The 25,182-nt window shown below is 69.7% G+C and carries 29 protein-coding genes and 1 pseudogene; 15 read left to right on the plus strand and 15 right to left on the minus strand.

All coding sequences use genetic code 11. The features are described from left to right. Window positions 1–62: 62 nt before the first annotated feature. Window positions 63–830: an alpha/beta hydrolase gene (locus ACR68M_RS01875; RefSeq protein WP_441248600.1), complete on the minus strand. Its 768-nt coding sequence runs from the start codon at window positions 828–830 to the stop codon at window positions 63–65. 359 nt (window positions 831–1,189) lie between these two features. Between ACR68M_RS01875 and ACR68M_RS01880 the strand changes: the two genes are divergently transcribed. Continuing rightward, window positions 1,190–2,035: a hypothetical protein gene (locus tag ACR68M_RS01880; protein ID WP_441248601.1), complete on the plus strand. Its 846-nt coding sequence runs from the start codon at window positions 1,190–1,192 to the stop codon at window positions 2,033–2,035. Window positions 2,036–2,184: 149 nt separating this feature from the next. On the opposite strand, the gene ACR68M_RS01885 is transcribed toward ACR68M_RS01880, so the two are convergent. Both ACR68M_RS01885 and ACR68M_RS01890 read right to left on the minus strand, forming a co-directional pair. Next, window positions 2,185–2,685, minus strand: a complete 501-nt coding sequence (locus tag ACR68M_RS01885; protein ID WP_441248602.1) for a GNAT family N-acetyltransferase — start codon at window positions 2,683–2,685, stop codon at window positions 2,185–2,187. A 39-nt stretch (window positions 2,686–2,724) separates the two neighbouring features. Beyond that, a complete protein-coding gene (locus tag ACR68M_RS01890; RefSeq protein WP_441248603.1) occupies window positions 2,725–3,108 on the minus strand; it encodes a hypothetical protein in 384 nt (127 codons plus the stop codon). Between the two features lie 254 nt (window positions 3,109–3,362). Here ACR68M_RS01890 and ACR68M_RS01895 point away from each other — a divergent pair, with 254 nt between their 5' ends. The 3 genes from ACR68M_RS01895 (at window position 3,363) to ACR68M_RS01905 (ending at window position 5,301) form a co-directional block, all read left to right on the plus strand. Further along, a complete protein-coding gene (locus ACR68M_RS01895) occupies window positions 3,363–3,842 on the plus strand; it encodes a hypothetical protein (protein WP_441248604.1) in 480 nt (159 codons plus the stop codon). A gap of 116 nt (window positions 3,843–3,958) precedes the next feature. Continuing rightward, window positions 3,959–4,804, plus strand: coding sequence for a methyltransferase domain-containing protein (locus ACR68M_RS01900; protein WP_441248605.1), 846 nt, complete (start codon window positions 3,959–3,961; stop codon window positions 4,802–4,804). A 35-nt stretch (window positions 4,805–4,839) separates the two neighbouring features. Further along, window positions 4,840–5,301, plus strand: a complete 462-nt coding sequence (locus tag ACR68M_RS01905) for a flavodoxin family protein (RefSeq protein WP_441248606.1) — start codon at window positions 4,840–4,842, stop codon at window positions 5,299–5,301. A gap of 36 nt (window positions 5,302–5,337) precedes the next feature. On the opposite strand, the gene ACR68M_RS01910 is transcribed toward ACR68M_RS01905, so the two are convergent. After that, window positions 5,338–5,922, minus strand: coding sequence for an SMI1/KNR4 family protein (locus tag ACR68M_RS01910; RefSeq protein ID WP_441248607.1), 585 nt, complete (start codon window positions 5,920–5,922; stop codon window positions 5,338–5,340). Between the two features lie 146 nt (window positions 5,923–6,068). On the opposite strand from ACR68M_RS01910, the gene ACR68M_RS01915 reads away from it, so the two are divergent. From ACR68M_RS01915 to ACR68M_RS01925, 3 genes are all read left to right on the plus strand, one after another. Then, window positions 6,069–6,641, plus strand: a complete 573-nt coding sequence (locus ACR68M_RS01915) for a dihydrofolate reductase family protein (protein WP_441248608.1) — start codon at window positions 6,069–6,071, stop codon at window positions 6,639–6,641. A 31-nt stretch (window positions 6,642–6,672) separates the two neighbouring features. After that, a complete protein-coding gene (locus ACR68M_RS01920; RefSeq protein WP_441248609.1) occupies window positions 6,673–7,026 on the plus strand; it encodes a hypothetical protein in 354 nt (117 codons plus the stop codon). 70 nt (window positions 7,027–7,096) lie between these two features. Continuing rightward, the gene (locus ACR68M_RS01925; protein WP_441248610.1) at window positions 7,097–7,591 is read left to right on the plus strand and encodes an alpha/beta fold hydrolase; all 495 of its coding nucleotides are present in this window, start codon (window positions 7,097–7,099) and stop codon (window positions 7,589–7,591) included. Between the two features lie 37 nt (window positions 7,592–7,628). Here the strand turns inward: ACR68M_RS01925 and rox are convergent, their stop codons facing one another. The 6 genes from rox to ACR68M_RS01955 all read right to left on the minus strand — a co-directional run bounded on the left by rox (window position 7,629) and on the right by ACR68M_RS01955 (window position 13,465). Then, the gene (gene rox, locus ACR68M_RS01930) at window positions 7,629–9,056 is read right to left on the minus strand and encodes a rifampin monooxygenase (protein WP_441248611.1); all 1,428 of its coding nucleotides are present in this window, start codon (window positions 9,054–9,056) and stop codon (window positions 7,629–7,631) included. 150 nt (window positions 9,057–9,206) lie between these two features. Beyond that, window positions 9,207–9,881 carry a DUF6585 family protein gene (locus tag ACR68M_RS01935; RefSeq protein ID WP_441248612.1) on the minus strand — a complete coding sequence of 225 codons (675 nt, stop codon included), beginning with the start codon at window positions 9,879–9,881 and terminating at the stop codon, window positions 9,207–9,209. Window positions 9,882–9,916: 35 nt separating this feature from the next. Next, window positions 9,917–10,744: an alpha/beta hydrolase gene (locus tag ACR68M_RS01940; RefSeq protein WP_441248613.1), complete on the minus strand. Its 828-nt coding sequence runs from the start codon at window positions 10,742–10,744 to the stop codon at window positions 9,917–9,919. A 75-nt stretch (window positions 10,745–10,819) separates the two neighbouring features. Next, entirely contained in the window at window positions 10,820–12,067 is a 1,248-nt protein-coding gene (locus ACR68M_RS01945; RefSeq protein WP_441248614.1) for a hypothetical protein, read from the minus strand. A 192-nt stretch (window positions 12,068–12,259) separates the two neighbouring features. Then, window positions 12,260–12,622 (minus strand): hypothetical protein, encoded by a 363-nt coding sequence (locus ACR68M_RS01950; protein WP_441248615.1) that lies wholly within the window; start codon window positions 12,620–12,622, stop codon window positions 12,260–12,262. An 84-nt stretch (window positions 12,623–12,706) separates the two neighbouring features. Next, entirely contained in the window at window positions 12,707–13,465 is a 759-nt protein-coding gene (locus ACR68M_RS01955; protein ID WP_441248616.1) for a MerR family transcriptional regulator, read from the minus strand. Between the two features lie 250 nt (window positions 13,466–13,715). Here ACR68M_RS01955 and ACR68M_RS01960 point away from each other — a divergent pair, with 250 nt between their 5' ends. From ACR68M_RS01960 to ACR68M_RS01975, 4 genes and pseudogenes are all read left to right on the plus strand, one after another. Next, entirely contained in the window at window positions 13,716–14,444 is a 729-nt protein-coding gene (locus ACR68M_RS01960) for a class I SAM-dependent methyltransferase (protein ID WP_441248617.1), read from the plus strand. Window positions 14,445–14,798: 354 nt separating this feature from the next. After that, on the plus strand, window positions 14,799–15,956 hold the full coding sequence (locus tag ACR68M_RS01965) for an IS701 family transposase (RefSeq protein ID WP_441246950.1): 1,158 nt from the start codon (window positions 14,799–14,801) through the stop codon (window positions 15,954–15,956). Between the two features lie 285 nt (window positions 15,957–16,241). Further along, entirely contained in the window at window positions 16,242–16,760 is a 519-nt protein-coding gene (locus ACR68M_RS01970) for a transposase (protein WP_441251795.1), read from the plus strand. Continuing rightward, a pseudogene (locus ACR68M_RS01975) lies at window positions 16,706–17,227 on the plus strand (IS5 family transposase); the annotation flags it as partial. The gene ACR68M_RS01970 and the pseudogene ACR68M_RS01975, both read left to right, overlap by 55 nt. A gap of 216 nt (window positions 17,228–17,443) precedes the next feature. On the opposite strand, the gene ACR68M_RS01980 reads toward ACR68M_RS01975, so the two are convergent. Further along, on the minus strand, window positions 17,444–18,601 hold the full coding sequence (locus tag ACR68M_RS01980; RefSeq protein ID WP_441246950.1) for an IS701 family transposase: 1,158 nt from the start codon (window positions 18,599–18,601) through the stop codon (window positions 17,444–17,446). 300 nt (window positions 18,602–18,901) lie between these two features. Here ACR68M_RS01980 and ACR68M_RS01985 point away from each other — a divergent pair, with 300 nt between their 5' ends. Beyond that, window positions 18,902–19,381: a hypothetical protein gene (locus tag ACR68M_RS01985; RefSeq protein ID WP_441248618.1), complete on the plus strand. Its 480-nt coding sequence runs from the start codon at window positions 18,902–18,904 to the stop codon at window positions 19,379–19,381. Window positions 19,382–19,514: 133 nt separating this feature from the next. Here the strand turns inward: ACR68M_RS01985 and ACR68M_RS01990 are convergent, their stop codons facing one another. After that, window positions 19,515–19,808, minus strand: a complete 294-nt coding sequence (locus ACR68M_RS01990; protein ID WP_441248619.1) for a DUF1330 domain-containing protein — start codon at window positions 19,806–19,808, stop codon at window positions 19,515–19,517. 158 nt (window positions 19,809–19,966) lie between these two features. Here ACR68M_RS01990 and ACR68M_RS01995 point away from each other — a divergent pair, with 158 nt between their 5' ends. Then, window positions 19,967–20,908: a LysR family transcriptional regulator gene (locus tag ACR68M_RS01995; RefSeq protein WP_441248620.1), complete on the plus strand. Its 942-nt coding sequence runs from the start codon at window positions 19,967–19,969 to the stop codon at window positions 20,906–20,908. A gap of 189 nt (window positions 20,909–21,097) precedes the next feature. Then, the gene (locus ACR68M_RS02000; RefSeq protein ID WP_441248621.1) at window positions 21,098–21,289 is read left to right on the plus strand and encodes a YegP family protein; all 192 of its coding nucleotides are present in this window, start codon (window positions 21,098–21,100) and stop codon (window positions 21,287–21,289) included. Between the two features lie 92 nt (window positions 21,290–21,381). On the opposite strand, the gene ACR68M_RS02005 is transcribed toward ACR68M_RS02000, so the two are convergent. Continuing rightward, entirely contained in the window at window positions 21,382–21,738 is a 357-nt protein-coding gene (locus ACR68M_RS02005) for a DUF488 domain-containing protein (RefSeq protein ID WP_441248622.1), read from the minus strand. Between the two features lie 160 nt (window positions 21,739–21,898). Here ACR68M_RS02005 and ACR68M_RS02010 point away from each other — a divergent pair, with 160 nt between their 5' ends. Further along, window positions 21,899–22,267, plus strand: a complete 369-nt coding sequence (locus ACR68M_RS02010) for a DUF6188 family protein (RefSeq protein WP_441248623.1) — start codon at window positions 21,899–21,901, stop codon at window positions 22,265–22,267. 25 nt (window positions 22,268–22,292) lie between these two features. Here ACR68M_RS02010 and ACR68M_RS02015 read toward each other — a convergent pair whose 3' ends face one another. Beyond that, window positions 22,293–23,666, minus strand: a complete 1,374-nt coding sequence (locus ACR68M_RS02015; RefSeq protein ID WP_441248624.1) for an FAD-dependent oxidoreductase — start codon at window positions 23,664–23,666, stop codon at window positions 22,293–22,295. Window positions 23,667–23,765: 99 nt separating this feature from the next. After that, a complete protein-coding gene (locus ACR68M_RS02020; protein WP_441251807.1) occupies window positions 23,766–25,178 on the minus strand; it encodes an APC family permease in 1,413 nt (470 codons plus the stop codon). Between the last annotated feature and the right edge of the window lie 4 nt (window positions 25,179–25,182).

Genomic DNA, 25,182 nt, shown 5'->3' on the forward strand with positions numbered 1-25,182 from the left:
AAGGGCGATGCAATAGTCGGTCGCAGCGCCCGGCTTACGGGCGGGCACCGCGACCATGCCCGTCAGGCGGGTGAGGTGACCGACCGGCCGAAGTGCCGGGCGAAGAACCGCACCGCACTTTCGGCCTCGAACCTGGGCAGCTCCTTGTGCTTGCCCGAGTTCACGTGCAACGACTTCTCCTTCGAGGCGAAGGCGTCGAACAGTGCGAGGCCCTCCTCGCGCGAGATGTGCTCGTCGTCCCACTGGAGGTCGAACTCGATCGGGACGGTGATCTGCTTCGCCTTCTCGGCCAGGGTGTCCGGCCAGTGCTGGCCGAAGACCGCGGCGGCGATCCTGGGTTCGACCGCGACGAACGGGATGCCGATCGCGGTACCCATGTTGATGCCCCAGAAGCCGACCAGCCCGTCGGCGCCGATCTCCGGGAGCTCCTGGAGGGCGTCCAGCATCGCCTGGTACTCGGGCACGGCGAGCTCTGCCAGCTGGTCGTTGTAGCGCACGACGATCGGGCCTTCCGGCTCGCCCGCCGCCCTCGCCCGGAACAGCTCGGCGATCTCCGCCTCGTCGTACGCAGTGCGCGGCCGGTCGCCGTGACCGGGCGCGTCGATGACGGCGACGTGGAAGCCGAGGCCGGTCACCAGGAGCCGGGCGCGGCCGGACATCGCCGGGTGCTTCTTGTGGTTGCCGCCGCCGTGGGCCATCAGGATCAGGGGCGCGCGGTCGGCCGCGTCGGAGGCCGGCGACCAGAGGACACCGGGGACATCACCTACGGTGAAGTCGCGCTCGAGCACGCCGTTCGACGACGACTCGGCAGTGAACTGCAGAGAGTGCATGGGGGTTGCCCTTCGGGAGTGCCTGGTTGTCGAGGCGCTCCCGGCGACGCGTGCGTCAGTCGCCCGACCGTGGCGAGAGGGGGAGCACCCACATGGGTACAGCGCTCATGGGTCTCACCTCCTCTGGCGTCTTCACGGTCGGGTGAAAGCTACCAGTCCGATGATCATCCCCTCAACCCACTTCCGGACAGCAGTACATGGCGGATTACGGCGGATGATGGCAGACGCCCAGCCGCGCCACAGGGTGTGCACTACGTTGCGTAGTTAACTGAACATGAGTGACCCCGGCGGTGCGCTAACACCCCGGGGTCCGACACCAGGAGCAGCAACTCCCAATGCGTGTACATCGTAGCGCCCACGTGCGCTCATTCACCGTCCTGCCGAACGGGCTTCTCCAGGACCGTCGGCTCAGCTACACCGCCCGTGGGCTGCTCGCCGACCTCCTCTCCCGCCCCGACGGCCGCCGCGAGGACGGCCGTTCGATGGCCGACACCAGCCCGCAGGGGCGCGGCGCGATCCGCAAAGCCCTCAAAGAACTCACCGAAGCCGGGTACTACCGGGTCGACAGAATCCGGCTGCCCGACGGCACGATCCGCAGCGAGGCCCACGCCTACGACACCCCGCAGCGCCCGGACCTGCCGGATGTCCCCCGTCCGACCCCCGGTGACGCGACCACCGGCCACCCTGACACCCCTCCTGTAAAGAACCCGGCAGAAGAACCCACCCTCCCCGCCCAGCAAACCCAGCACGCCCGCGAAGCAATGGCGACACTGTTCCGGGTCATCCGGCCAGAACCACGCCTGCACCTGGGCGAAGCCGAAGCCCTGAAACTCGCCCCGCTGGTCACCCAGTGGCTCGAACGCGGCAGCAACATCACCCAGTTGACCCAGGCCCTGCTCCCCGGCCTACCGGCCACCGTGCACTCCCCCGCAGCCGTCCTCCGCCACCGGCTGACCCACAAAATGCCACCCACCCACAGCCCGGAGCAGCCACCCACGGCCCAACGCTTCGAGTGCGCCGAGTGCCATGACCCCGTCCCGCAGGCGGGCATCTGCCGCCCCTGCGCCGGATTCGCCAGGCGAGCAGTCACTCTGGGCGGCGGCGCCGGGGTCACGACCGCCGGGGCCGCCCGCGCCAGGGCAGCGATGAACACCGCACGGTCGGTGCTCGGGGTCCGGCGGCTCGCACCCGCTGTCGCCGGATGACGGCCAACACTTGGCCCTGCGGCCACCACGCCAACGACCGTAGGCCGTGATCGTCATGCGCGGGCGGTCTGGCGCTGGTAGGGCTAGTAGACGTTCATCGGCCCGGCGAGCAGACCGCGACCTGGGCGTTTTCGATTCAAGATCGCGGTCTAGGGCTGGGGCGCCAGGTCGCGCTGATACCAGGTGCCTGACTTACCGCCGAGGTCTGCGGGGTCTGCCGGGCCGACCGGGACGAACCCGGCCTTGGCCAGCACCTTCTGGGACGCGGCATTGGCGTGGGAGGTGGCTGCTCGCAGTGAGCGCAGCCCGTGCCGCGCCGCCGCCACCCGGCACAACTCCCGGACGGTCGCGGTCGCTACGCCGCGGCCGGCGACGTGCTGCGCGACCCGGTAGCCGAGGTTGGCAGTGCCGTCCTCGAAGTCGTACAGGTTGAAGCGGCCCAGAACCGAGCCATCCTCGGCGACCAGCACGTAGAAGGCGCAGCTGCCAGCCTCTTGATCAGCCAGCAACTCACTGTGCCGGTCGGCGAACTGGTCGTAGAAGTCGTCGTCCCGGTCGGAGATCGAGGCAGCGAAGTAGGCACGGTTCGCCAGCTCGAAGGCCAGCACCGCCGGGGCATGGCCAGCATCCAGCTGCTTCAACTCAGGCACGGCGCAACTCTACCCAGACGGCGCGCCGAGGCCACCTGACTAGAAGCAGTGGTAGTAGACGTTCCAGGTGCCCGAGCCGGGGCTGACCGGGATGCCGACCCACTGCCAGCAGCCGCTCTTGGGGACCCAACCGGTGGACGCGTACTGGGTGTAGTTGCCCCAGTCATGGGCCACATCGGAGCCGTTCGGGTACTTGATGACGGCCCACGTCCAGGCCTGGTGACCGGTCTGGTTCCAGGTGTTGACGCAAATGCTGTTGCCGTCGTACGACTCGATCAGACGGGAGCTGAAGCCGTTGCCGTCGTGCTGCTCGACGACGTTCCCGCTGCAGTAGCTTGCCGCGTGCGCGGCGGTCGGCACGCTGATCATCAGTGCGGCGCTCATCGCTGCCGCCGCACCGAGCCCAGCCAGACGTCGTGTCATCCCCATGGCCATTCCCCCTGTGCATGTTGGTCCCTATGGGAGACGAAGCACCTCCGGCCGGGTGTGCCCGGCGCAGTGCCCGCGTCGCAACCCCCTTGCGGGGCCCCCTACTTGCCGGTCACGAACGTAACCACCCGGGGCCGGTCGGTACACCTACCAGACCGGCCAATTCGCAGCCCCGGGGCGGGAGGCCGGTTCGGCACCCTTTCGGGGACCACTGGCGCCGGTGCACCGGCTTGGAGAAGCTGTGCCGCATGGACTTGACGCCCCTGCTCTCCACACTGACCGGTGCCGTCATCGGCATCGCAGCCACCCTGATCGCCGACCGCAACAAGTGGCGGCGGGAGGAAGCCAGGCACGCTCTGGAGGTACGGCGCGAGGTCTACACGGAGTACGTCTCCGCACTCAAAGCCGCAGGTGAGGAGATACGGGCCGTCGCGCTGGGCGACCACATGTCCGAATCAGCACGCGACGCGGCGGTGCGGGAGGCCGTGCGTGGCACCGGCATCTACACGGCGAGCGAACGCCTCTGGCTCGTGGGCCCGCCGCAGGTGGTGGAGGCGGCGAACCAGGCGTTCCACAGCCTGCGCACGATCCGCGATGCCTACGCCCGTGGAGCGGCCGTGGGCTCGGCCGACGACGCGCCCCTGATAGCGCGGCGACGCGAGGCCATGGCGCAGATGCGTCGCCTCATGCGTGAGGACCTGGGCATCGGGCCCCTCGGAATCGAGTGACATATCGTACGGTGTCCGGTTCCTGACGGCCCGTCGGGTTCGACATGTGTGTGAGATACCTCTCTCCCGTCGTCGCGGCGTTGGTCGCCCGGGGAGGTGAGGTGGACCATGGAGAAATGACCTCCTCGCCCCGCCCGCCGCACGCCGGTGGCCGACCGGATCCGACAGTTCCCGCCCAGGGGTATCTGCTGGACAACGCGCGCGCCGAGGCGGGCGAGCGATTCGTCTGGCTGGCCGAGCTGTTCGACGGTGTGACGCGCGGTCACTTCGACCGACTGGGGGTCGGGGCCGGGTCGCGCTGCTGGGAGGTGGGGGCCGGTGGCACCAGCATCCCGGAGGCGCTCGCGGCGGCCGTCGGTCCGACCGGGCACGTGCTGGTCACGGACATCGACCCGTCGTGGCTGAAGACGGGCGCCGGGTACGAGGTGCGCCAACACGACGTCGCCGCCGATCCGCCCCCGGAGCCGGGGACGTTCGATCTGGTGCACGCCCGGCTCGTGCTGATCCATGTACCCGACCGGGTAAGGGCGTTGGCCACGATGGCGGCAGCGCTACGGCCCGGCGGCTGGCTGCTGGTCGAGGACGCCGACACCGCACTGCAACCGCTGGCGTGCCTGGACGACAGCGGCCCTGCGCAGCAGCGGGCCAACCGGCTGCGCGACGCCGTCCGGGAGCTGCTGAAGCGCCGCGGCGCGGACCTGCGCTACGGCCGGACCCTGCCGCGTGCACTGCGTGAGGCCGGCTTGGTGGATGTCGCCGCAGGGGGCTCCTTCCCGTTCGGCGGGCCGGCCTGCGACCAGCTGGAGGCATCGACCATCCGGCACGTACGCGGCGAACTGCTCGCGGCCGGCCTGGCCGACGACGCCGAGATCGACGCGCACCTGGCCGCCATCCACGCCGGCGAACTCGACCTGACACTCGCGCCGCTGATCTCGGCCTGGGGACGCCGTCCAGCCGAGTGACCCACGCGGAACACTTCACAGCAAGGAGTATCAGCATGAAGACCGTCATCGTGTGCGCGTCCGTGTCGCACGGCAACACGAAAAGGGTCGCTGACGTCATGGGACTGGCCCTGGGGGCCCGTGTTGTCGACCCCGAGGAGGTCGACATGGCAGAACTCGCCGCCTGCGACCTCGTGGGGTTCGGCGCCGGGATCTTCTCCAGGACATTCAACCCGAGGCTGCGCCAGTTCGTCCGGTCGCTCCCGCCCGGGGAACGACGCAAGGCGTTCGTGTTCGCCACCAGCGGGCTGCCCAAGCCGCCGTTCCGCCCCCTCGTCCGGGCTCTCGAACGGAAGGGCTTCGAAGTGCACGGCACCTTCTCGTGTCGCGGCTTCGACACCTGGCCTCCGTTCCGGCTCATCGGCGGCATCAACAAGGGACGGCCCAATGCCGCCGATCTGGAGGCGGCGCGCCTGTTTGCCGAAGGGCTACGAGCGCGGATCGGTGCCACGTCCTGACCCGGTCCGGCACGACCAGCCGCAGCCGAGGAGAGCTCAGTCCCCCAGCCAGTTCAACCGGGGCAGGTCGTCGTCAGCCGAGCTGTCGCCCGCCTCGTCGACCTCGTACCGGCCGGTCTCCAGATCCGTGGCGAGCTCGGCAAGAAGGGCCCGCAGGCCGGTGGTCACGTAGTCGGCCGTCCAGCCCTCGTGCGTCCAGTCGATGATCTGTCCCAGTCGCTCCGGGGCGGGCGGATCAAGATCGATACAGTCCACATCGCCGTTGCCGTGGTTCAGGATCGGAATCCACCCGGCCGACCAGGCGACCTTGCGGCGGATCACGCCGTCCTCCTCCGCGTCCTCGTCGTCGAAGTCACCCACGTCGTCGGCCCGCCAACGCCAGTCGGCGACCATCTCGTCGAGCGAGTAGAGCGGGTCCTGCCAGCGAATGCGGACGCCGGGCAGGCCGTTGTGGCGGCGGTAGGACTCCCTGACCTCCTCCGGCAGCTCCACCCCCATCGCAGCCTCCGCAGCCCTGATCTCCTCCTCGGTCGCACCGGCCGGCAGCGCGGCCCGCACCCTCGGCGACATCCTGCCGAGCTCGGCCTCGATCCGATCCCAGATCTCCCGCACGGTCTCCATGTACTCCCCCTCGTGATGAAGCAAGCATCGAAATCTGAACACAGCCCACCGACAGCGCGCCCCTGAAGTGGCACGCGGTATTCCGGAAGAATGAATAAAATGGGCTATACCGGAATGTTGCGACGCGAGGCGATGGAGCCCTCCTCATGCGGAAGCTGATTGCGTGCGTGTTCTTCTACTCGCTCGACGGCCTTCTCGCCGACGAGGGCACCGAGTACTGGCGGTTCTGTTTCGGCCTTCCCGACGACCCGGCCGAAAAGGAGCAGTCGCTCGGTCGCTTCCGGAGCGCGCACACCCACGTCATGGGCCGGGTCGCCTACGAGGCCATGGCCGATGCCCTCACGAAGGACACCGGCCACCCCGTCGCGGAGATTCTCAACCCCGCGCGCAAGGTCGTCTTCTCCCGCACGCTGAAGACCGCCGACTGGGCCCGCACCACGATCGCCGCCGGTGACACCACCGAGGAGATCGACCGGCTCAGGCACGGCGGAGACGGAGACGGAGACGGAGACATCATCCTCTGGGGCGGTGTCCGTCTCTGGCGGTCACTCATGCGACTCGACCTGATCGACGAGTTCCACCTGGACCTGTTCCCCTACGTGGCGGGCGAGGGCACCCGGCTGTTCGACGGCGACCCCAGGTCCTACCAACTCGACCTGGTCTCCAGCACCGCCCGGAGCAACGGGACCGTCGGGCTGCACTACCGGCGGCACCGCTGAGACTGCCACCGTGTACGTAGGATCGACCGTTATGGCTGATCTCTACCCCCCAACTCACCCCTACCAGAGCGGTTTCCTCGACACCGGAGACGGCAACCGCATCTACTACGAGCAGCTCGGCAAGCCCGCCCTGAGCCTCCACTGCGGCCCGGGGTCGGGCACCGCGGACCGGCCGACGAGGGCCTGGGATCCCCAGCGCTACCGCGTGATCCGCTTCGACCAGCGCAACTGCGGTCGCAGTACTCCACATGCCAGCGACCCGGCGGCGGACATGCGCCTGAACACCACGCAGCATCTGATCGACGACGTGACTCCTCCCCCGGCTGAAGCCGGGGTCTTCTCGCTAACCCTGTTGGGCGTTGCGACGGACCAGCCCGGCCCGTAGAACGTTGGTGGCTCCCACCGTGTCGGCGTGCGCGTGGTGGTCGCAGGCGACGCAGTGGAACTTTGCCTGGGTGAAGTTCTACCCCGAGGCCTGGGACAGGTTCCGCGACGGCGTCCCCGAGGCCGAGCGGGACGGCGACCTGCTCGCGGCCTACGCACGGCTGATGGAGAACCCCGACCGGGCGGTCCGCGAGAAGGCCGCTGCCGACTGGCTCGCCTGGGAGGACGCGGTCATCTCGGACGAGCCCAACGGCACTCCCGGCATGTACAGCGACCGCGAGGTCGACGCGCAGATCGCGTTCGTCCGGATCTGCGCGCACTTCTTCAGCAACGACGCCTGGCTGGAGGACGACCAACTCCTGCGCAACGCAGACAGATTGGCGGGCATCCCGGCGGTACTGATCCACGGGCGGCACGACATGGGCAGCCCGGTGCAGACGGCGTGGGAGTTGGCGAAGGCGTGGCCGGACGCACGCCTCCAGATCATCGAGGACTCCGGGCGCGGCGGAGGCAAGTCCATGCAGGCGGCGATCTGGAAGGCGATCGAGGACTTCAAGCCCCGCTGATCCGTGACCCTGAGCCGTGGGACGGGAGACCGCACGCTCAGCCGGCGGCCGCGCCGAACCACTCGGGCAGCCGGCTGAGCAGGTCCTGCTGGTCCTCGCCGACCCACACCACGTGACCGTCCGGCCGCAGCAGGACAGCGGGCACGTCCAACTCCTCGCTCACATCGACGACATGGTCGACGCGGTCCGCCCAGCCCGCCACCGACAGGCGGCCGGTCTGGTCGAGCAGCAGACCGCGGCCGCCGTGCATCAGCCCGTAGAGACGGCCCTGCTTCAACTCGACGTCCCGCAGCCGCCGTCCGAGCAGTTCGTGCCCCTCGCCGCAGTCGTACCGCACCGCGATTCCGGTGATCTTCTCGATCAGGTACTGGTTCACCTCCTCGAAGTCCATCAGTTCCGCCAGGAGTCGACGCACCGCCTGCGGCCCCGGCTCGGTGGACATCAGCTCGGTCTGCGCACGGGTGTTGTCCAGGACGGAGGCGGCCACCGGGCGGCGCTCGGCCTGATAGCTGTCCAACAGCCCGTCCGGCGCCCAGCCGTTGACCTCGGCGGCCAGCTTCCAGCCGAGGTTGAACGCGTCCTGGACACCGAGGTTGAGCCCCTGCCCGCCGGTCGGCGGGTGGATGTGCGCCGCGTCGCCGGCCAGCAGCACCCGGCCGACGCGGTAGCGCTCGGCCAGCCGGGTCGCATCGCCGAAGCGGGAGATCCAGCGCGGCGAGTGCACACCGAAGTCCGTACCGGCGAACTCCCGCAGCTGCTGCCGAAGTTCTTCGAGGGCCGGCGCGGTCGTCCGGTCCTCGGCCACCCCGTCGGCGGGCACGACGACGCGGTACACCCCGCCCCCCTCGGGGATGGCGCCGAACCGCAGCTCGGTCTTGCGGACTTCGGCCACCGCGGCGGCCAGCTCCTCCGGCGTGACGGTCACCTCCACCTCGGCCAGCAGCGTCTCGATCCTGGCGGGCTCCCCCGGGAAGTCGACGCCCAGCAGCTTGCGGACCGTGCTTCGGCCGCCGTCGCAGCCGACGAGGTAGCGCGAGCGCAGCCGCGTACCGTCGGCCAGTTCGACACTCACGCCGTGCTCGTCCTGGCTCAGCCCGACCAGTTCGCAGCTGCGCCGGATCTCAGCCCCGAGCCCGGTGGCGTGCTCCGTCAGCAGCCGCTCGGTGACCACCTGCGGGATCGACAGGACGTACGAGTGCGAGGTATCCAAGCGGGCCGGCCACGACTTGCCGAGCCCGGCGAAGAAGCCGCCGACCGTGAACTGCTGGCCGAGCGCGAGGAACTGGTCCAGCAGGCCGCGCTGGTCCATCAACTCGACACTGCGCGCGTGCAGGCCACGCGCACGGGACTGCGCAGGCGGCACCGCTTCCTTCTCCAGCACCACCACGTGCACGCCCTGCAACCGCAGCTCACCGGCCAGCATCAGCCCGGTCGGCCCACCACCGGAAACGATCACGTCAAACATCCGAACACCCATCCACGAGATCGACATTTCCGCAGGTCCTGGCCTGGGCCGCCCATTCTGCGCCACCACCAGGGCCTTGCCGCAAGGCCCCCGGTGCGGTATATGTTGGTAGTGGAGAGGAGTGTGTGCAGCCTCCTTCCCCCCGACTCCTCAGCCCTTCAGCTGGTCCGCCAGGGCCAGGAGCAGGTAGAGGTTCGGTACCTCAGGGACACCGACGCCGGTCAGCATGCTGCGACCCCGGGCGTCGTTGAACCACACCAGTGCATTCAGGATGCTGACCTCCTTGACCTCCGCCCACCGCGCGGTCTTCCCCTTGAACGAGACGCCGTCCCGGTCGACCGACACCCGGCCGAACGCCAACGTCTCACCCCTCCCCAGCCGTTCGAGCGCCGCCACCCCCTGCGTGCGCAGCACGCCCTGCTGGATCTCCGGGCCCCACGAACGCTCCAGCACGATGTAGGGGCCGCGCGTGAGCGAGGTGACCCCGGCGGCCTTGAGCTTGCTCTCGAACAGCCCGTGGATGCCGCGCCCGATCGTCACGGCCGAGCCGTCCCGGCCGATCAGCGTGTAGGCGGCGTCCCTGACCGCGCCGTTGAGCGTGCTCAGGTTCTGCAGGACGCTGATCGAGTCCCAGCGGAACACCCACTCCCCGCGCTCCGGGTCGGTGACCACGAGCCCCTCGTCGTACAGGTGGAGCCGTGCATCGCCCCAGGTCTTCCGGAAACGGCCCTTCCGGTTCGCGGCCACCAGCCGCCACGCGCCGAGCCGCTCCTCCCCGGCCATCGCCGTCACCCTGCTGTCGGGCCCAGCTATCTCCTGCTCCACGTCACTCCCCCGTTCCGAGACGTCAGTTCTGCCGATCAACCTGGACCAACTGCTCCGCCTGCGACCTGTTCTCCTCCCTGCCGGGACGGTGACAACGGCCGCGCCGAGGGGCCCAGCAGCAGGTCGGCAACCTGGGCGCACTCCGCCGGATACGCCCTGAAGTAGCGTCCCAGATGGTGAGTTGCTTCGGGGAGCACCAGGTGGGTGAAGTCGGCCCGGGTGGAGAGTGCGCGGGCCAGCGACTCGTTCACGGCCGGCGGGATCACGTGGTCCTCGGCGGGCACCGCGAGAACGGCCCGTCCGGCGAAGGCGGCATAGGCGTCGAGGGCCGCCGAGTCACGCCAGGCCTGCGGAGTGCGGATGACCTCGGTGAAGCCCCCGCCGAACGGGAGGTCCCAGGCCCGGCGCGAGTAGACGGCCGGGGCCAGCAGACCGACGGCGACCACACGGGTGCCGTACCGGGCGAGCAGATCGGCGACGGTCTGCCCGCTCATACTCGCCCCGACCAGGACCAGCTGGTCCGTGTCGCCGGCGAACTCCTCGACCACCGCACAGGCCTGATCGAAGCGACGCCGGAGACTCAGCTCCCTGAGCTCACCGCTGCTCACCCCGTGCCCGGAGAAGTCGAGGCTGATCGACCGACAGCCGCGTTCGGCCAGCAGGCGGGCGAGTTGGGCATGCACGTGCTGGTCGGCGGCGCCTGCACCGTGCAGCACCACCGCACTCAGGCCTGCGGGAGGGAGCGCCGGCTGCCCGACCGTGCAGGCCAGCTTCTCCCCGTCCGCCGCGAGGACGTACTGCCTCACGTCCAGGCAGCGCCAGTCTTCCTCGCCGCCCTCCAGCCGGTTGTGACTCTCTGTCAATAAGGGGGGCTCGGGAGTCATGGCTGTCATGACCGCGACGCTAGTGGTCGCTCGCGGCCGAAGCAAACGGCCCGCCTACGGCACATCTGTGCCGACGTCGTCCCCGCGCCGACGGCGCACACGCTCGGCAATCCCACTGGAGAGCTTGCCCGTCACCGATCTGGCTCGGTCGAGGGACTCGTTACCGAGCCGCCTGGCGGCATTGACGCCCTCCGCTCCCGTCTCGAGCGCCTTGTCCCTCGTCTCCGCGGCCGCATCCACCCATCGTCTCGCGTCCAGTGACTGCCGCCCGCGCCGGATCCCGAGCCGCCCGTGGAAGTCAGCGACGGCCAGCGCGACATGGTTTCTCGAGTGCACCAGGGCGGGGGACGCCGTCGGGTGCAGCAGCACCTTCGTGTTGGCCGTGCCGACAGCCGCGTCCACGCGGGCCATCAGACGTTCGGTGCTCCGCGAGATGAGATCCATCCGGTGCTGCCGGGCAGCCCGGAGCGCGAGGCGATGCCCGTCCAGCTCATCCGGATACGCATCCAGCACGCGGTCGAGTTCGAGCACCGCGATCGCGTCGTGCAGTTGGAAGCAACGAGCCAGCACGGCGAGCCACTCCTGAACGGTGAACTCTGCGGCCTTGGACGCCTTCGCGAGATCACCGATCTTGGTCTTTCGCTCCATCTTCTCGGCGAGCGCGTCCAGTTGACGCAACGCATAGGCCTGCGTCCGCGCGATCGTCATCGACGTGACCTGCACCTTCGACCACGTGACCTCGGAGATCCGACCCACCTGCTCCCGGACGGTCAAGGCCTCCTCGATGACGAAGCCCGCTCCGATCATGTCCGCCAACACCGCGTCCCTCTGGGCGCGGAGCACGTCGTCGACCTTCTCGTCGATCGCGGCGATGTAGTCGGTGAGCTCATCCATGGTCTGCTGCATCGCAAGCTGCGCCATCAGCCCCGCGACACCGGCCAGAAGCGCCGGATTGGTCAGCAGCGATCCGGGCGTCTTCGCCAGTTCGAGGAGCCCCTTGATCTTGCCGTTCTCCGTCAACACGGCACGGCTGACACCCGCATTCGAGCCTTCCATCAGCTTGTACTTCTTGAGAGCCTGCGCGGACTGCTCGGTCAACTTCACCCAGCGGCCCGAGTTGGCTGCAATCTCGGAACCTGCCTGCGCGGCCCCGGCCACGGCACCGAGGGTGGAACCGAGCCGTGGCAGTCCGAGATCCGTCGACGGCAGTCCTTCGGAGACGAGGAAGCGTTCGACCGCCGTCGGACTCCCGATGACCGCCAGGCCGTCGCCGTCGCTGACCAGCTGAATGTCGTCATCCATCATCGGCTCCTGAAGTGGCGCTTCACAGTTGAGGGCGTGGCCGGCGTGCACGGCGGTGGCCGGGCAGGGCTCAAGGTGCCTGACGCTACCTTCGCCCGCCCTGACCTGACTACGTTCTGCCGCCTCGACGAACTCGACTTGGAGGCAACCGGGAAGCTGTGGACCAGGGCGAGCACGAGAAGTCCGTTGAGGTCAGCGCCGCTGGAGGCGGCCGGTATCGGGGACCGGGAGGATGATGACCTCGCCGAAGGGTGTGCCCTGGTAGCCGTAGTCGATGCTGCGTATCCTCAGCTGCCCAGGGGCGGCCTCGATGATCTGGACCGTGACGGGTTCCTCACGGTCGGGCACGGTCAGCAGCCAGGGCTCGGCCAGGCAGCTGAGGCCGGTGGACTGGAGGACGTGCCGGGCCTGGTCCCAGTCGGTCGGGGCCGCAAGGGGGTAGCCGAAGACGGTGACCGGGACGAACTGAGCGGGTGTGCCGTTGGCCGGGCACAGGTAGCCCAGGAGCTCGTTGTCCTGGGAGCGGTGGTGATGGATCCAGTTGGTGGGGATCACGGCGGGTTCCTGTTCGGTGCGCGGTTCGGGACGTGCCACACCGGGAGGCCGGGGCCGCAGCGGCCTCCCGGCGAAGCGCGGGGGTCAGCTCAGGCGAGCGGTGGCGTAGGCGGCCATCGCGTCGCGCTGGTACTCGGCCAGGCCGTCGGCGACCCGGTCGTAGACCGACCGCCACTGCGCGTCGGTGACGTAGGTCTGCCCCAGAGCCTTGAACGCGGCCGCGTTCGGGGTCCACATCCGGCACAGGCCCTGGTACTGCGTGTCCACCTCGGCCTGCACCGCCGGGTCGGCCACCGGCGTACCGGCCGCCATGAGCGCGGCCAGGCGCACCAGCAGCGCGGTCGCCTCCCGCTGCAGGCGCTCGTGGTCCTGCGCGGTGAGCGTGTCGGCGAACTGCCGGGACTGCTCCGCCTCCTGCGGCCACCGCTCGCCCGCCCGGTCCTGGTAGCTCGAGGCGTCGAACCCCTCGAACAGGTTCTCCGGGTGCTCCATCGTCGACATGTCGTCGTCCTTCCTGTCCTGCAACGCGGCGATGGTGCGGCTGACGGTGCGGGCCAGCGTCTCCAGGCGGTCCCGCTCGGCCACAAGCTGCCGGTGATGCGCCCGAAGCGCCTCCACCTGGTCGACCTGCTCGGCCAGCACCGCCCCGATCTCGACCAGCCCCAGGCCCAGCTCCCGCATCACGAGGATCTGCTGCAGCCGCAGCAACTCGCCCTCCCCGTAGTAGCGGTAGCCGTTGCTCCCGACCGATGCCGGCGGCAGCAGGCCCACCTCGTCGTAATGGCGGAGCGTCCGCGACGTCACACCCGACATCCGGGCCACCTCCGCGATCGACCAGGCCATCACCGTCTCCCATCCCGACCGGACTGTCCGGCCACACACGACCGTAGAAGTTGACGCAACGGCAAGGTCAACTTCCCGAACCACACAGGGAAGTACCAAGCCGATCGGAACTCAACCACACCCCGTTGGAGGAGACCCGCCGCAGTACGTAGTCCCAGGCAGCACCGACTGCCGACCGGCAGTCGTCGGCGTGTACCTGGGTTGCCGCGGCGTCGGCATCGTCGGCCCGGATCTGGGTACGGTCACGAGCATGTCGATCTCTGCGCTGTCCTTTGGTTCTGCTGCCCGGCTGTACGACTCGATCCGGCCGACCTACCCGGTGCGGGCGGTGGCTCGGGCGATCGGCGCCGAGCCGGTCCGCGTACTGGATCTGGGGGCGGGCACCGGGCCGCTGGCCGGTGTGTTGCGCGCCGCCGGCCATGAGGTGATCGCGGTCGAACCCGACGAGCAGATGCGCGCCGTGGCCGCCGAACGCCACCCGGGCATGCAGGTACTGGCCGGCAGCGCCGAGGACATCCCCTTGCCGGACGAGTCCGTCGACGCCGTCGTGGTCGGGCAGGCGTACCACTGGTTCACTCCGCAGGACGCGCTGCCGCAGATCCACCGGGTGCTGCGCAAGAGCGGCGTCTTCGCCGCGTTGTGGAACATCCGCGACGACCGCACCCCGTGGGTGGCCGCGCTCTCCGGCATCGTCGGCACCGAGGGATACGGCCTGGAAAGCGCCTGGCAGTACGGGCCGGTGACGCCGTGGTTCACCGAACCCGAACGTGGCCTGATCGAGCACACCGTGACCGTCCCGACGGACCGGCTGATCGACCTGGTGCGGTCCCGCTCCACCTACCTGACCGCCGACGCCGCCGAGCGGGCCCGCCTCGACCGGGAGATCGGCGAGTTGACCGCCACCGACCCGGCCCTGGCCGGCCGCGACAGCGTCGAGATGCCCTACCGGACCTGCGTCTACCGGATGCAGCGGGTCTGACTCCTGGCCGGAGGCGGTGCTGCTACCCCTCGAACCTCAGGCTCCTGAACCCCCCGGGGCGCTCCCGGTTGGGGGCCAGGAAGGTGACAGCACCCGCAGGACACCCGGCGTCCTGGAACACCATCGCGGCCGCCGAGGTGCGGTTGAAGGCTTCGATCACATTCGGTGGGAAGTCGTAGCACTTCCAGGGCTCCGGGTCCACGATCGTCTGCGGCGGCCCGCCCCTCACGTCATAGATGAACACACCGGTGGCGGCCTGAGCCGAGGTGGGAACGGCGACGGCGAGCAGGACCGCGCCTAGTACTGCAACGGTGCTTGCCGTGACGGTTGTCGGGTTCGCTCGTTGGGCTGTTCATGGGTGGGGACATATCCGAGGTCGATGCTCGCCGCTGGTCGGATGGGCTTGCCGGGTTGCATGAGCGGTTTGCGCACCGGTTCGCGCGGAGCGAGTCGCGGGAGTCGGCGTTGGCCTACATGCGAGGCCTGTTGGCTCCGCTGGAGCGCAAGAACGGCTGGACGGTGGCAGAGGAGGCCGGGCATGGCGGCCCGGATCGGATCCAACGGCTGCTGAACCGTATCGACTGGGACCCGGACGCGGTGCTCGACGACGTGCGTGAGTACGTGGTCGAGCACCTGGCCGACCCGGGCGGTGTGCTGATCGTGGACGACACCGGGTTCCTGAAGAAGGGCGTGCGGTCCGCCGGGGTCCAAAGGCAGTACTCCGGCACCGCGGGCCGCACCGAGAACTGCCAGGTCGGAGTGTTCCTCGCGTACTCGAGCGGGCGGGGCCGGACCCTGATCGACCGGGCGCTCTACCTACCGAAGTCCTGGACCGACGACCGCGAGCGCTGCCGAACCGCCGGGATCGACGACGGCGTCGAGTTCGCTACCAAAGTCCAGCTTGCGAGGGCGATGGTCCGCCGAGCGATCGACGACCGGATCCCGTTCCGCTGGGTGACCGCGGACGCGGGATACGGTTACAGCAAGGGCTGGCGCTACGAGCTCGAGCAGGCCGACGTGTTCCACGTCGTGGCCACCACCCGGCACGACACCGTCGTCACCCGGCAGGCCATGGACCACCGCCTCCACGACCTGGTCGCCGATCTACCCCGGCAGAAGTGGAAGCGCCGGTCCTGCGGCGAGGGCGCCCATGGTCTGCGGATCTACGACTGGGCCCGCGTCGAGGTCCGACCGTGGCACCGGCCCGACCGCAGGCACTGGGTTTTGGCCCGCCGGAGCGCCGCCGACCCGACGAAGGTCGCCTACTACATCGCCTACGCGCCCGCCGACGCCACGCTCAACGAGTTGATCGCCGTCGCCGGCGCCCGCTGGGCGGTCGAGGAGTGCTTCCAGAGTGCGAAGGGTCAGTGCGGTCTGGACGACTACCAGGTCCGCCGTCATTCGGGCTGGTACCGGCACATCACTCTCGCCATGGCCGCCCATGCCTACCTCACCGTCATGCGGGCCCAGCACCTTGAAAAGGGGCCGGACCTGCTCGAACGTCAGACCTGATCCCGCTGACCGTCCCCGAGATCCGCCGACTGATCACCGGCCTCACGCGGCCTGTCCGCCGAAGCATCGACCACGTCCTGCACTGGTCCCGATGGCGCCGCAGACGCCAGCACCAGGCCCGGACCAGCCACTACAAGCGACGAGGCCACAGCCCAAGAGCTGAAGCCTCGTCAGGACAAGCACCGTTGCAGTACTAGGAGCTGTTCGGGGTTCGGATCTCTTTGCCGTGCTGGCTGCTGGTAGAACTCGGGTGTGGCGCGTTTTGATGTGACGGATGCCGAGTGGATGCTGATCGAGCCCCTTCTGCCGGTCGCGGCTACGGGGCCGTTGCCTCGGCGGGTGCGGGAGCAGTTCAACGGGGTGATCTGGCGGTTTCGTACCGGGTCGGGTTGGCGTGATGTCCCGGAGCGGTACGGGCCCTGGTCCACGGTGTACTCCCGGTTCAGCAGCTGGTCCAGGGCCGGGGTGTTCCAGGGGTTGATGGACGCGTTGATCGCGGAGGCGGCCGGGCGTGGGCTGGTGGGTCTGGAGTTGGTGAGCGTGGACTCCACGGTTGTGCGCGCGCACCAGGACTCCGCCGGGCTGGCGGTTGCCGGGGAGACTCTGGATGCCCTCGAGCAGGCACTGACCGAGGAAAAAGGGGCTCCGCTGCCGCGCCAGCCGCCGGTGTGGCGGGTGGTGCATCGCAGGCCTCAGCGGACACGACCGGTGCAGGCCAGGCAAGTGCGGGTCCTGCCGCAACGCGGCGTCGTGGCAAAGCCCGTGCGAAGGCTGCCGGACTCGGCCGGTCCCGGGGCGGCCTGAGCAGCAAGATCCATGCCGCGGTCGACTCCGTAGGGCTTCCGCTCGCCTTTGTCCTGACACCAGGTCAGGCGGCGGACTGCCCGCAGTTCCGGACCGTGCTGGAGAAAATTAGGGTCCCCGGGCCGGTCGGCCGCCCGCGCACCAGGCCGGACACGGTCGCCGGGGACAAGGCCTACTCCTCCAGGGCCAACCGGGCCTACCTGCGCAAGCGTGGCATCAGAGCCGTCATCCCGGAGAAGAGGGACCAGGCCGCCAACCGCAAGAAGAAGGGCAGCAGGGGCGGCCGGCCCGTCAGCCACGATGCCGAGCTCTACAAGGAGAGGAACACCGTCGAACGTTGTTTCCAGAAGGTCAAGACCTGGCGCGGGGTGGCCACTCGTTACGACAAGAGTCCGGAGAGCTTCGAGGCAGGACTCCACCTCCGAGGCTCGATCATGTGGCTGAAGCACCTCACTTCACCCACATGATCCGAACCCCGAACAGCTCCTAGTACTGCAACGGTGCTTGTCCTGACGAGGCTTCAGCTCTTGGGCTGTGGCCTCGTCGCTTGTAGTGGCTGGTCCGGGCCTGGTGCTGGCGTCTGCGGCGCCATCGGGACCAGTGCAGGACGTGGTCGATGCTTCGGCGGACAGGCCGCGTGAGGCCGGTGATCAACCGGCGGATCTCGGGGACGGTCAGCGGGATCAGGTCTGACGTTCGAGCAGGTCCGGCCCCTTTTCAAGGTGCTGGGCCCGCATGACGGTGAGGTAGGCATGGGCGGCCATGGCGAGAGTGATGTGCCGGTACCAGCCCGAATGACGGCGGACCTGGTAGTCGTCCAGACCGCACTGACCCTTCGCACTCTGGAAGCACTCCTCGACCGCCCAGCGGGCGCCGGCGACGGCGATCAACTCGTTGAGCGTGGCGTCGGCGGGCGCGTAGGCGATGTAGTAGGCGACCTTCGTCGGGTCGGCGGCGCTCCGGCGGGCCAAAACCCAGTGCCTGCGGTCGGGCCGGTGCCACGGTCGGACCTCGACGCGGGCCCAGTCGTAGATCCGCAGACCATGGGCGCCCTCGCCGCAGGACCGGCGCTTCCACTTCTGCCGGGGTAGATCGGCGACCAGGTCGTGGAGGCGGTGGTCCATGGCCTGCCGGGTGACGACGGTGTCGTGCCGGGTGGTGGCCACGACGTGGAACACGTCGGCCTGCTCGAGCTCGTAGCGCCAGCCCTTGCTGTAACCGTATCCCGCGTCCGCGGTCACCCAGCGGAACGGGATCCGGTCGTCGATCGCTCGGCGGACCATCGCCCTCGCAAGCTGGACTTTGGTAGCGAACTCGACGCCGTCGTCGATCCCGGCGGTTCGGCAGCGCTCGCGGTCGTCGGTCCAGGACTTCGGTAGGTAGAGCGCCCGGTCGATCAGGGTCCGGCCCCGCCCGCTCGAGTACGCGAGGAACACTCCGACCTGGCAGTTCTCGGTGCGGCCCGCGGTGCCGGAGTACTGCCTTTGGACCCCGGCGGACCGCACGCCCTTCTTCAGGAACCCGGTGTCGTCCACGATCAGCACACCGCCCGGGTCGGCCAGGTGCTCGACCACGTACTCACGCACGTCGTCGAGCACCGCGTCCGGGTCCCAGTCGATACGGTTCAGCAGCCGTTGGATCCGATCCGGGCCGCCATGCCCGGCCTCCTCTGCCACCGTCCAGCCGTTCTTGCGCTCCAGCGGAGCCAACAGGCCTCGCATGTAGGCCAACGCCGACTCCCGCGACTCGCTCCGCGCGAACCGGTGCGCAAACCGCTCATGCAACCCGGCAAGCCCATCCGACCAGCGGCGAGCATCGACCTCGGATATGTCCCCACCCATGAACAGCCCAACGAGCGAACCCGACAACCGTCACGGCAAGCACCGTTGCAGTACTAGGACGGTTCCGAAAGCTGAGCGGACGCGCATGCGGGCTCCGTACGTGCGGGTGGAGACGGGACGCCCCGATCCCACCGCAGCCGCCCCGCCAACCCCGCGCATTCATCCGACCGGCGAGGCGTACTTGCGAGCATCAACGGCTTGATCAAAATGTTGTCACCGTGCACGGCATCGGAACGTACGATTGCGCGCCTGCCGCTGCCCGAACCGAGTCGGCAGCGCGATATTCCAGGAGGCACCGCTGTGAGTTCTGCCGTACCCGCCGATGGGCGTTCCGACTTCGACTTCATCTTCGGCCGCTGGCAGGTGCGTAATCGCAAGCTGGCCGACGTCACCGACCCTGCCTGCGAGGAGTGGACCGAGTTCGACGCCACGGCAGCCGCAGAACCGATCCTCGGCGGCCTGGGGCACGTCGACCGGATCTGGACCGATGCCTTCGAGGGCTTCACGCTGCGGCAGTTCGACCCGGAGGCCAAGGTGTGGCGGATCTGGTGGGCCGCCAGCGGCCGGCCGGGACACCTGGACCCCTACGTCGAGGGCTCCTTCACAGACGGCGTCGGCCAGTTCTTCTGTGATGACGTCCTGGGTGGGCACACGGTGAAGGTGCGCTTCCAGTGGACCGCCCGCAACCTGGATGCCCCGCGCTGGGAGCAGGCGTTCTCGTACGACGGTGGCACCACATGGCGCACCAACTGGACCATGGACCTCACTCGGGCCGCATAGCAGCCCTCCACAATCAGTCACCAGTGGCGACCAGTCAGCTCCCCCCTAACTGGCCGCCGGTGGGGAATTCCAACGGTTCTGATCCACTCCATGTAGAGCGGTGACGGATACTCAACGATGCTGGGCCCGCCGGTCAGTCGATGCCTTCGATGATGCGGAAGTCGCGCTCGAAGCCGTCGGGGAGGGCCACCAGCGCCTTCTGGTATGCCTCGCTCTCGTATGCCGCGACGGCCTGTTCAAAGCTGTCGAACTCGATCAGAACGACGCGTTGCGTGATTCCGGCCTCGTGGGCGACGACTCGACCGCCACGGGACAGGAGGCGCCCGCCCCCGGCCCGGACAGCCGGACCGGCCAGCTTCTCGTAGGCAGTCAGCATCCCAGGGTCGGATATGGCGGGGTAGACACTGACCCAGTAGCCCTCGGCCATGGCAACCTCCTGTGTTCGGCCGGACAGGTCCGACTTCGAATTGACACTCGGATCGATCGATCCCGGCATGCGCAGGTTAGGGCTTGATGTGCGGCCGAGGGAAAGACCGGTACGGGATAGGCTCAGAACGGATCGTTATCAATCGGCAGGGAGGGCACGTGGCGCCGGATACGGTGAGCCTGCGGTACTTCCTGGTCCTGGCGCAGGAGTTGAACTTCACCCGCGCGGCCGCACGGATCGGTATCGCACAGCCCGCACTCAGCGCCCGGATGCGCCGACTGGAGGCGGAACTCGGTACGGCCCTGCTGGTCCGTACCACGCGTAGCGTCGTATTGACCACGGCCGGTGCGGCTTTGGCGGAGTCCGCGCCGCCCGCGCTTGCGGCGCTGGACCGAGCATGGGACACCGCCCGGAGCGCGGCGGCCGGTGAACTGGGCACGCTGCGCATCGGATACAGCCTCAGCGCCGGGGCCGAGACGGCACCGGCCCTGGTCGACAGACTGATCCGCGGCAATAGCGGACTCGAGGTCGGCGCGGTCCCGATGGCGACACCGGAGATCTCCCCCGCGGTCGCCGACGGCCGCATCGATGCCGGGATCACCCGCGGTGAACAGCCGGGCCGTGGCGTGCGCCGGTTCCTGCTGCGGCGTACGCGCATCGGGGTCCAGCTGGCGCAGCACCATCCGCTGGCCGAACACCCGGAGATCGAGATCGCCGACGCGGCCGCGTATCCGCTGCGACTCCCGGACCGTGCGGCCAACCCCGTGATCCACGATCAGCTGTCCGCACTGTTCCGGGACACCCGACCACACCCCCGATTCCACACGCCCGCACTCTCTTTCGACATGTCTCAGCGCGACCTGCGCGACGGGGTCACCCTCGCCCCGGCCGGAGAAGCCGCAGCCACGGCACAACCGGCCGGTCTCACCTGGCGACCGCTACGGGACGCGCCCAGCCTGACGTACCACCTGGTCCTCCCACGCGAGCAGTCGCCACTGCACCACCGCATCCGTGCCGTCGCCAAAACCCTGGCGCACGAGCTGCACTGGCTGCAGGACGCTGACAGAGGCAGTCGGGCTTCGCGGGAGGTGGCGGGGTGACCGGGTCGATCGCCTGGCGCGGGGCAACGATCCGGGTCCGGGCCTCGGAGGCGTAGACGTAGAACGGGGCGGCACGCGGGGTGGCCCCCGCCGAACCCGCACCCCGGACGGGTGACCCCGCAGGCGAGGGCGGCTGGTCCAGCCTACGGTGCGTCAGGAGGGGGCTACCCACACGAGAGGTGAAAGTCCATGGCAGGCAAGTTCGAGCTCTACTACGACGAGTCGGGCATGCACCGCTTCCGGCTCAAGGCCAGCAACGGCGCGGTCGTCGTCACCAGCGACGCGCACGAGTCGAAGGAGCTGTGCCTGAAGAGCATCGAGTCGATCAAGAAGATCGCGCCGTACGCCCAGGTCGAGGAGAACGCGAAGGCCCCGGCGTAACGTCACCGCGCCACTGCACGGGCCGGTCTCCTCACTCCGAGGCGCCGGCCCGCCGCATGCCCGCCGCACGCCTCCGCGCAGAGAAGCTCGCGTCAGCCCTGCTCGTCGAGCAGTTCCGCGAGCACCGCCGCGTTGCTCAGCTCCACCGCCCGGGAGGCGGTCAGCAGGGTGAGCGGCCCGGCTGCCGCCAGCTCGCGCAGGTGCCGGAGCGGTTCGGCCGCGGCCGGTGCAGCCAGTTCTGCGCGGTAGCGGCGACGGAACTCCGGGTACCGGTCGGGCTCGTGGGCGTACCAGCGGCGCAGCTCGGTCGAGGGGGCGAGGTCGCGCAGCCATTCGTCGTACCCGGCGTCGGCCTTGCTGAGCCCTCGCGGCCAGAGCCGGTCGACGAGCACCCGGGGGCCCTCCTCCGGGCCGGGCTCGGCGTAGATCCTCCGGTACGACACGGTCATCAGCTGCTCCGTTCCGCGCTTGCGACGCCGGACGGGAACCATTGGACGCCCTCGCCTCGTCCGGTGCGCAGAGGCGCGGCCGGGCGCGCGGAAGTCCTGACACGCGCAGGTCAGCGCGCGACAATGGGTGCGGAACAGCCCGTGGCCCCGGGAGGACTGCATGACCGACGCACTCGCTGCCGTACTCGGCGGCCGCCAGGTCGAGACCGTGCGATACGGGACCGAGCTGGTGCTCGGCCTGTCCGGGCGGCTGACTCTCACGGTGGCGAGCGACTTCCGGCTGGGCGGCCCCTCGGGGGTGGAGCACTTCTTCCCCAGCCTGGCCCTGCACCCGACGGGCGGGCTGCTCCGGCTGCCCGGCGCCCGGATCGCCGAGGCAGCGGCCACCGCTGCGGGCGGCCTCCGCCTCGTCTTCGACTGCGCGCTGACGCTCACCGTCCCCCCGGACACCGCGTACCGGCCGTGGGAGGTCGGCGGCCCCTCCGGCTCGCTGTTCACCGCGCTGCCGGGGGGCTACCTCACCGCGTGAGATCCCCTCAGGGGGACCTCACCGGCTACGAGGGGTTCTGGCCGATCCGTCCGGCGACCTTGCGGGCGGCGACGAGCACCGGGTCCCAGACGGGCGAGAACGGCGGGGCGTAGGCGAGGTCGAGGGAGATCATCTGGCCGACCGTCATCCGGGCGGTCAGTGCGACGGCCGCGATGTCGATCCGCTTGCCCGCGCCCGCGCCGCCGACGATCTGCACGCCGAGCAGGCGTCCGCTGCCCTCCTCCGCCAGCATCTTGACCGTCATCAGCTCGGCGCCGGGGTAGTACCCGGCGCGCGCCGTCGACTCGATGACGGCGGACTTCCAGCGCAGCCCGGCGGCGGCGGCCTCGCGCTCGTTCAGACCGGTGCGGGCGATCTCCAGGTCGAAGACCTTGGTGACGGCGGTGCCGACGACCCCGGGGAAGATGGCGTCGCCGCCGCCGAGGTTGGTGCCCATCACCAGGCCGTGCTTGTTGGCGTGGGTGCCGAGCGCGACGTACTGGTGGCCGCCGGAGACGAGGTTGAGCACCTCGACGCAGTCGCCGCCCGCCCAGACGTCGTCGGTGCCGACGACCCGCATCGAGCGGTCCGTCAGCAGCCCGCCGTGGGCACCGAGCGGCAGCCCGGCGGCGCGGGCGAGGGCCGTCCGGGGGCGGACGCCGAGCCCGAGCACGACCAGGTCGGCAGGGTGTTCGCCGGCCGTGCTGCGGACGGCGGTGGGGCGGCCGTCCGCGCCGAGCAGCACCTCGACCGCCTCGGCGCCGCCGAGGACCTCGATGCCGAGCTTCTCCATGCCGAGCCGCACCAGGCGGCCCATGTCCGGGTCGAGGGTGGGCATCGGCTCGGCCGGGCGGCTGACCAGCGTGACGCGCAGCCCGCGCAGCGCCATCGCCTCGGCCATCTCGACGCCGATGTACCCACCGCCGACCACGACGGCGGTGCGCAGCCCGTCCCGGAGGGAGTTGATCAGCGCGGCGCCCTCGGCGAGGTTCTGCACGCCGTGCACGCCGGGCGCGTCGAAGCCCGGTAGGGCGGGCCGTATCGGCTCCGCGCCGGTGCCGATGACCAGCTGGTCGTACGCCGTCCACTCCTCGACGCCGGTGGCGAGCTCGCGGGTGCGGACGCGCTTCCCCGCCCGGTCGATCTCGGTGACCTCGGTGCCGAGCCGCAGGTCGATGCCGTTGGCCCGGTGCTGGTCGGGGGTGCGGGCGATCAGCGAGTCCCGCTCGGCGACCTCGCCGCCGACCCAGTACGGGATGCCGCAGGCCGAGTACGAGGTGAAGTTGCCGCGCTCGAAGGCGGTGATCCGGAGTTCGTCGGTGCCGCGCCGGCGCCGGGCCTGCGAGGCCGCCGACATCCCGGCGGCGTCACCACCGATGACCACCAGATGCTCCGTCATGCCCGACCGCCTTCGTTCCGCTGTTCGTCCTACCGGACCGTCAGCTCCCATCATCACCGACGGCCCCGGCCGCACTCCGTCCTCACGCCAACAATCCGGTCACAGCGTCAGCTCCGGCTGGTCCGGCTGATCCGGCTGATCCGACAGGTCGGGCCCATCCGCGAACTCCTTCGGCCCGAACGGCCAGGTGCGTTCGAACTTCGCCCAGAGCAGGAAGGCGCCACAGCCCGCCGCGACCCAGGCGAGCGACCACTCAATGGGGTGGAAGCCGGGCGAGTTGCGGTCGGCGTACCCGTAGATGACCAGCCAGCCGACGGCCGCCAGGATGCTCGGTGCGGGGTAGAGCCACATCCGGTACGGACGCTCCAGCTCGGGGCGGCGGCGCCGGAGCACCGTCAGGGCGACGATCTGGGCGAGTGCCTGGACGAGGACCATGACGGTGGTGAGCAGGTCGATCAGCACGGTCAGCGGCGGGTGCGCGGCGCTGGTGGAGACGTGGCGGCCGACGTAGAAGCCGACTGCGGTGACGGCGCCCATGGTGAGGAGCCCGAGCACGGGGAAGCGGTGCTTCGCGTGCAGTCTGCCGTAGGCGCGGAAGAAGACGCCGTCGCGGGCGGCGTCGTACGGCACCCGGGAGCCGCCGAGCAGGCCGGTGAAGACGGAGGCGAAGGCGGTGATCAGGATGAGCACGGTCACGACGTCGGCGGCGCCGCGCCCCCAGGTGCGTTCCAGCACGGCGGAGGCGACGGACTGCGAGGCGGTGGAGCCGGGGTCGAGCATCTCGTGCCAGTCGATCACGCCGAGCACACCGATCTGCAGCAGCAGGTAGATGCCCATGATCCCGACGATCGAGTAGACGATCGCGCGGGGCATCACCCGGCCGGGGTCCTTGACCTCGGCACCGAGGTAGGCGGCGGTGTTGTAGCCGAGGTAGTCGTAGATGCCGATGGTGAGCCCGGCGGCGAAGCCGATCCAGAACTGGCCGTGGGTCAGCTGGATGGCGTGCGCGGGCCAGCTGAACGCCCGGGACGGCGTGAAGTGGGTGTAGCAGGCGAGGATGACGGCGGCGACGGAGACGATCATCACGGCCCACATCACGGTGGTGATCCGGGCAACGCTCTCGACCCGGCGCCAGAGCAGCAGGGTGACGACCACGACCAGGGCGAGGCCGACGAGATCGCTTTGACCCTGGGTCATGCCGGGCAGCAGGTAGCCGAGGTACTGGACGAAGCCGACCACGCCGGTGGACATGATCAGCGGGATGAAGAGCATCGCCGTCCAGACGAACAGGAACGGCATCAGCCGCCCGCTGCGGTGCTGGAAGGCCTCGCGGAGGTAGCGGTAGCTGCCGCCGGAGCCGGGCAGGGCGGCGCCGAGCTCGGCCCAGACCAGGCCGTCGACGAGGGCCAGGACGGCGCCGGCTATCCAGCCGATGACGGCCTGCGGCCCGCCGAAGGCGGCGACCATCAGCGGGATGGTGACGAACGGGCCGATGCCGCACATCTGGCTCATGTTG

This window comes from Kitasatospora sp. McL0602, from assembly GCF_052076145.1.
In the GTDB taxonomy this organism is placed as follows: Bacteria; Actinomycetota; Actinomycetes; order Streptomycetales; family Streptomycetaceae; genus Kitasatospora.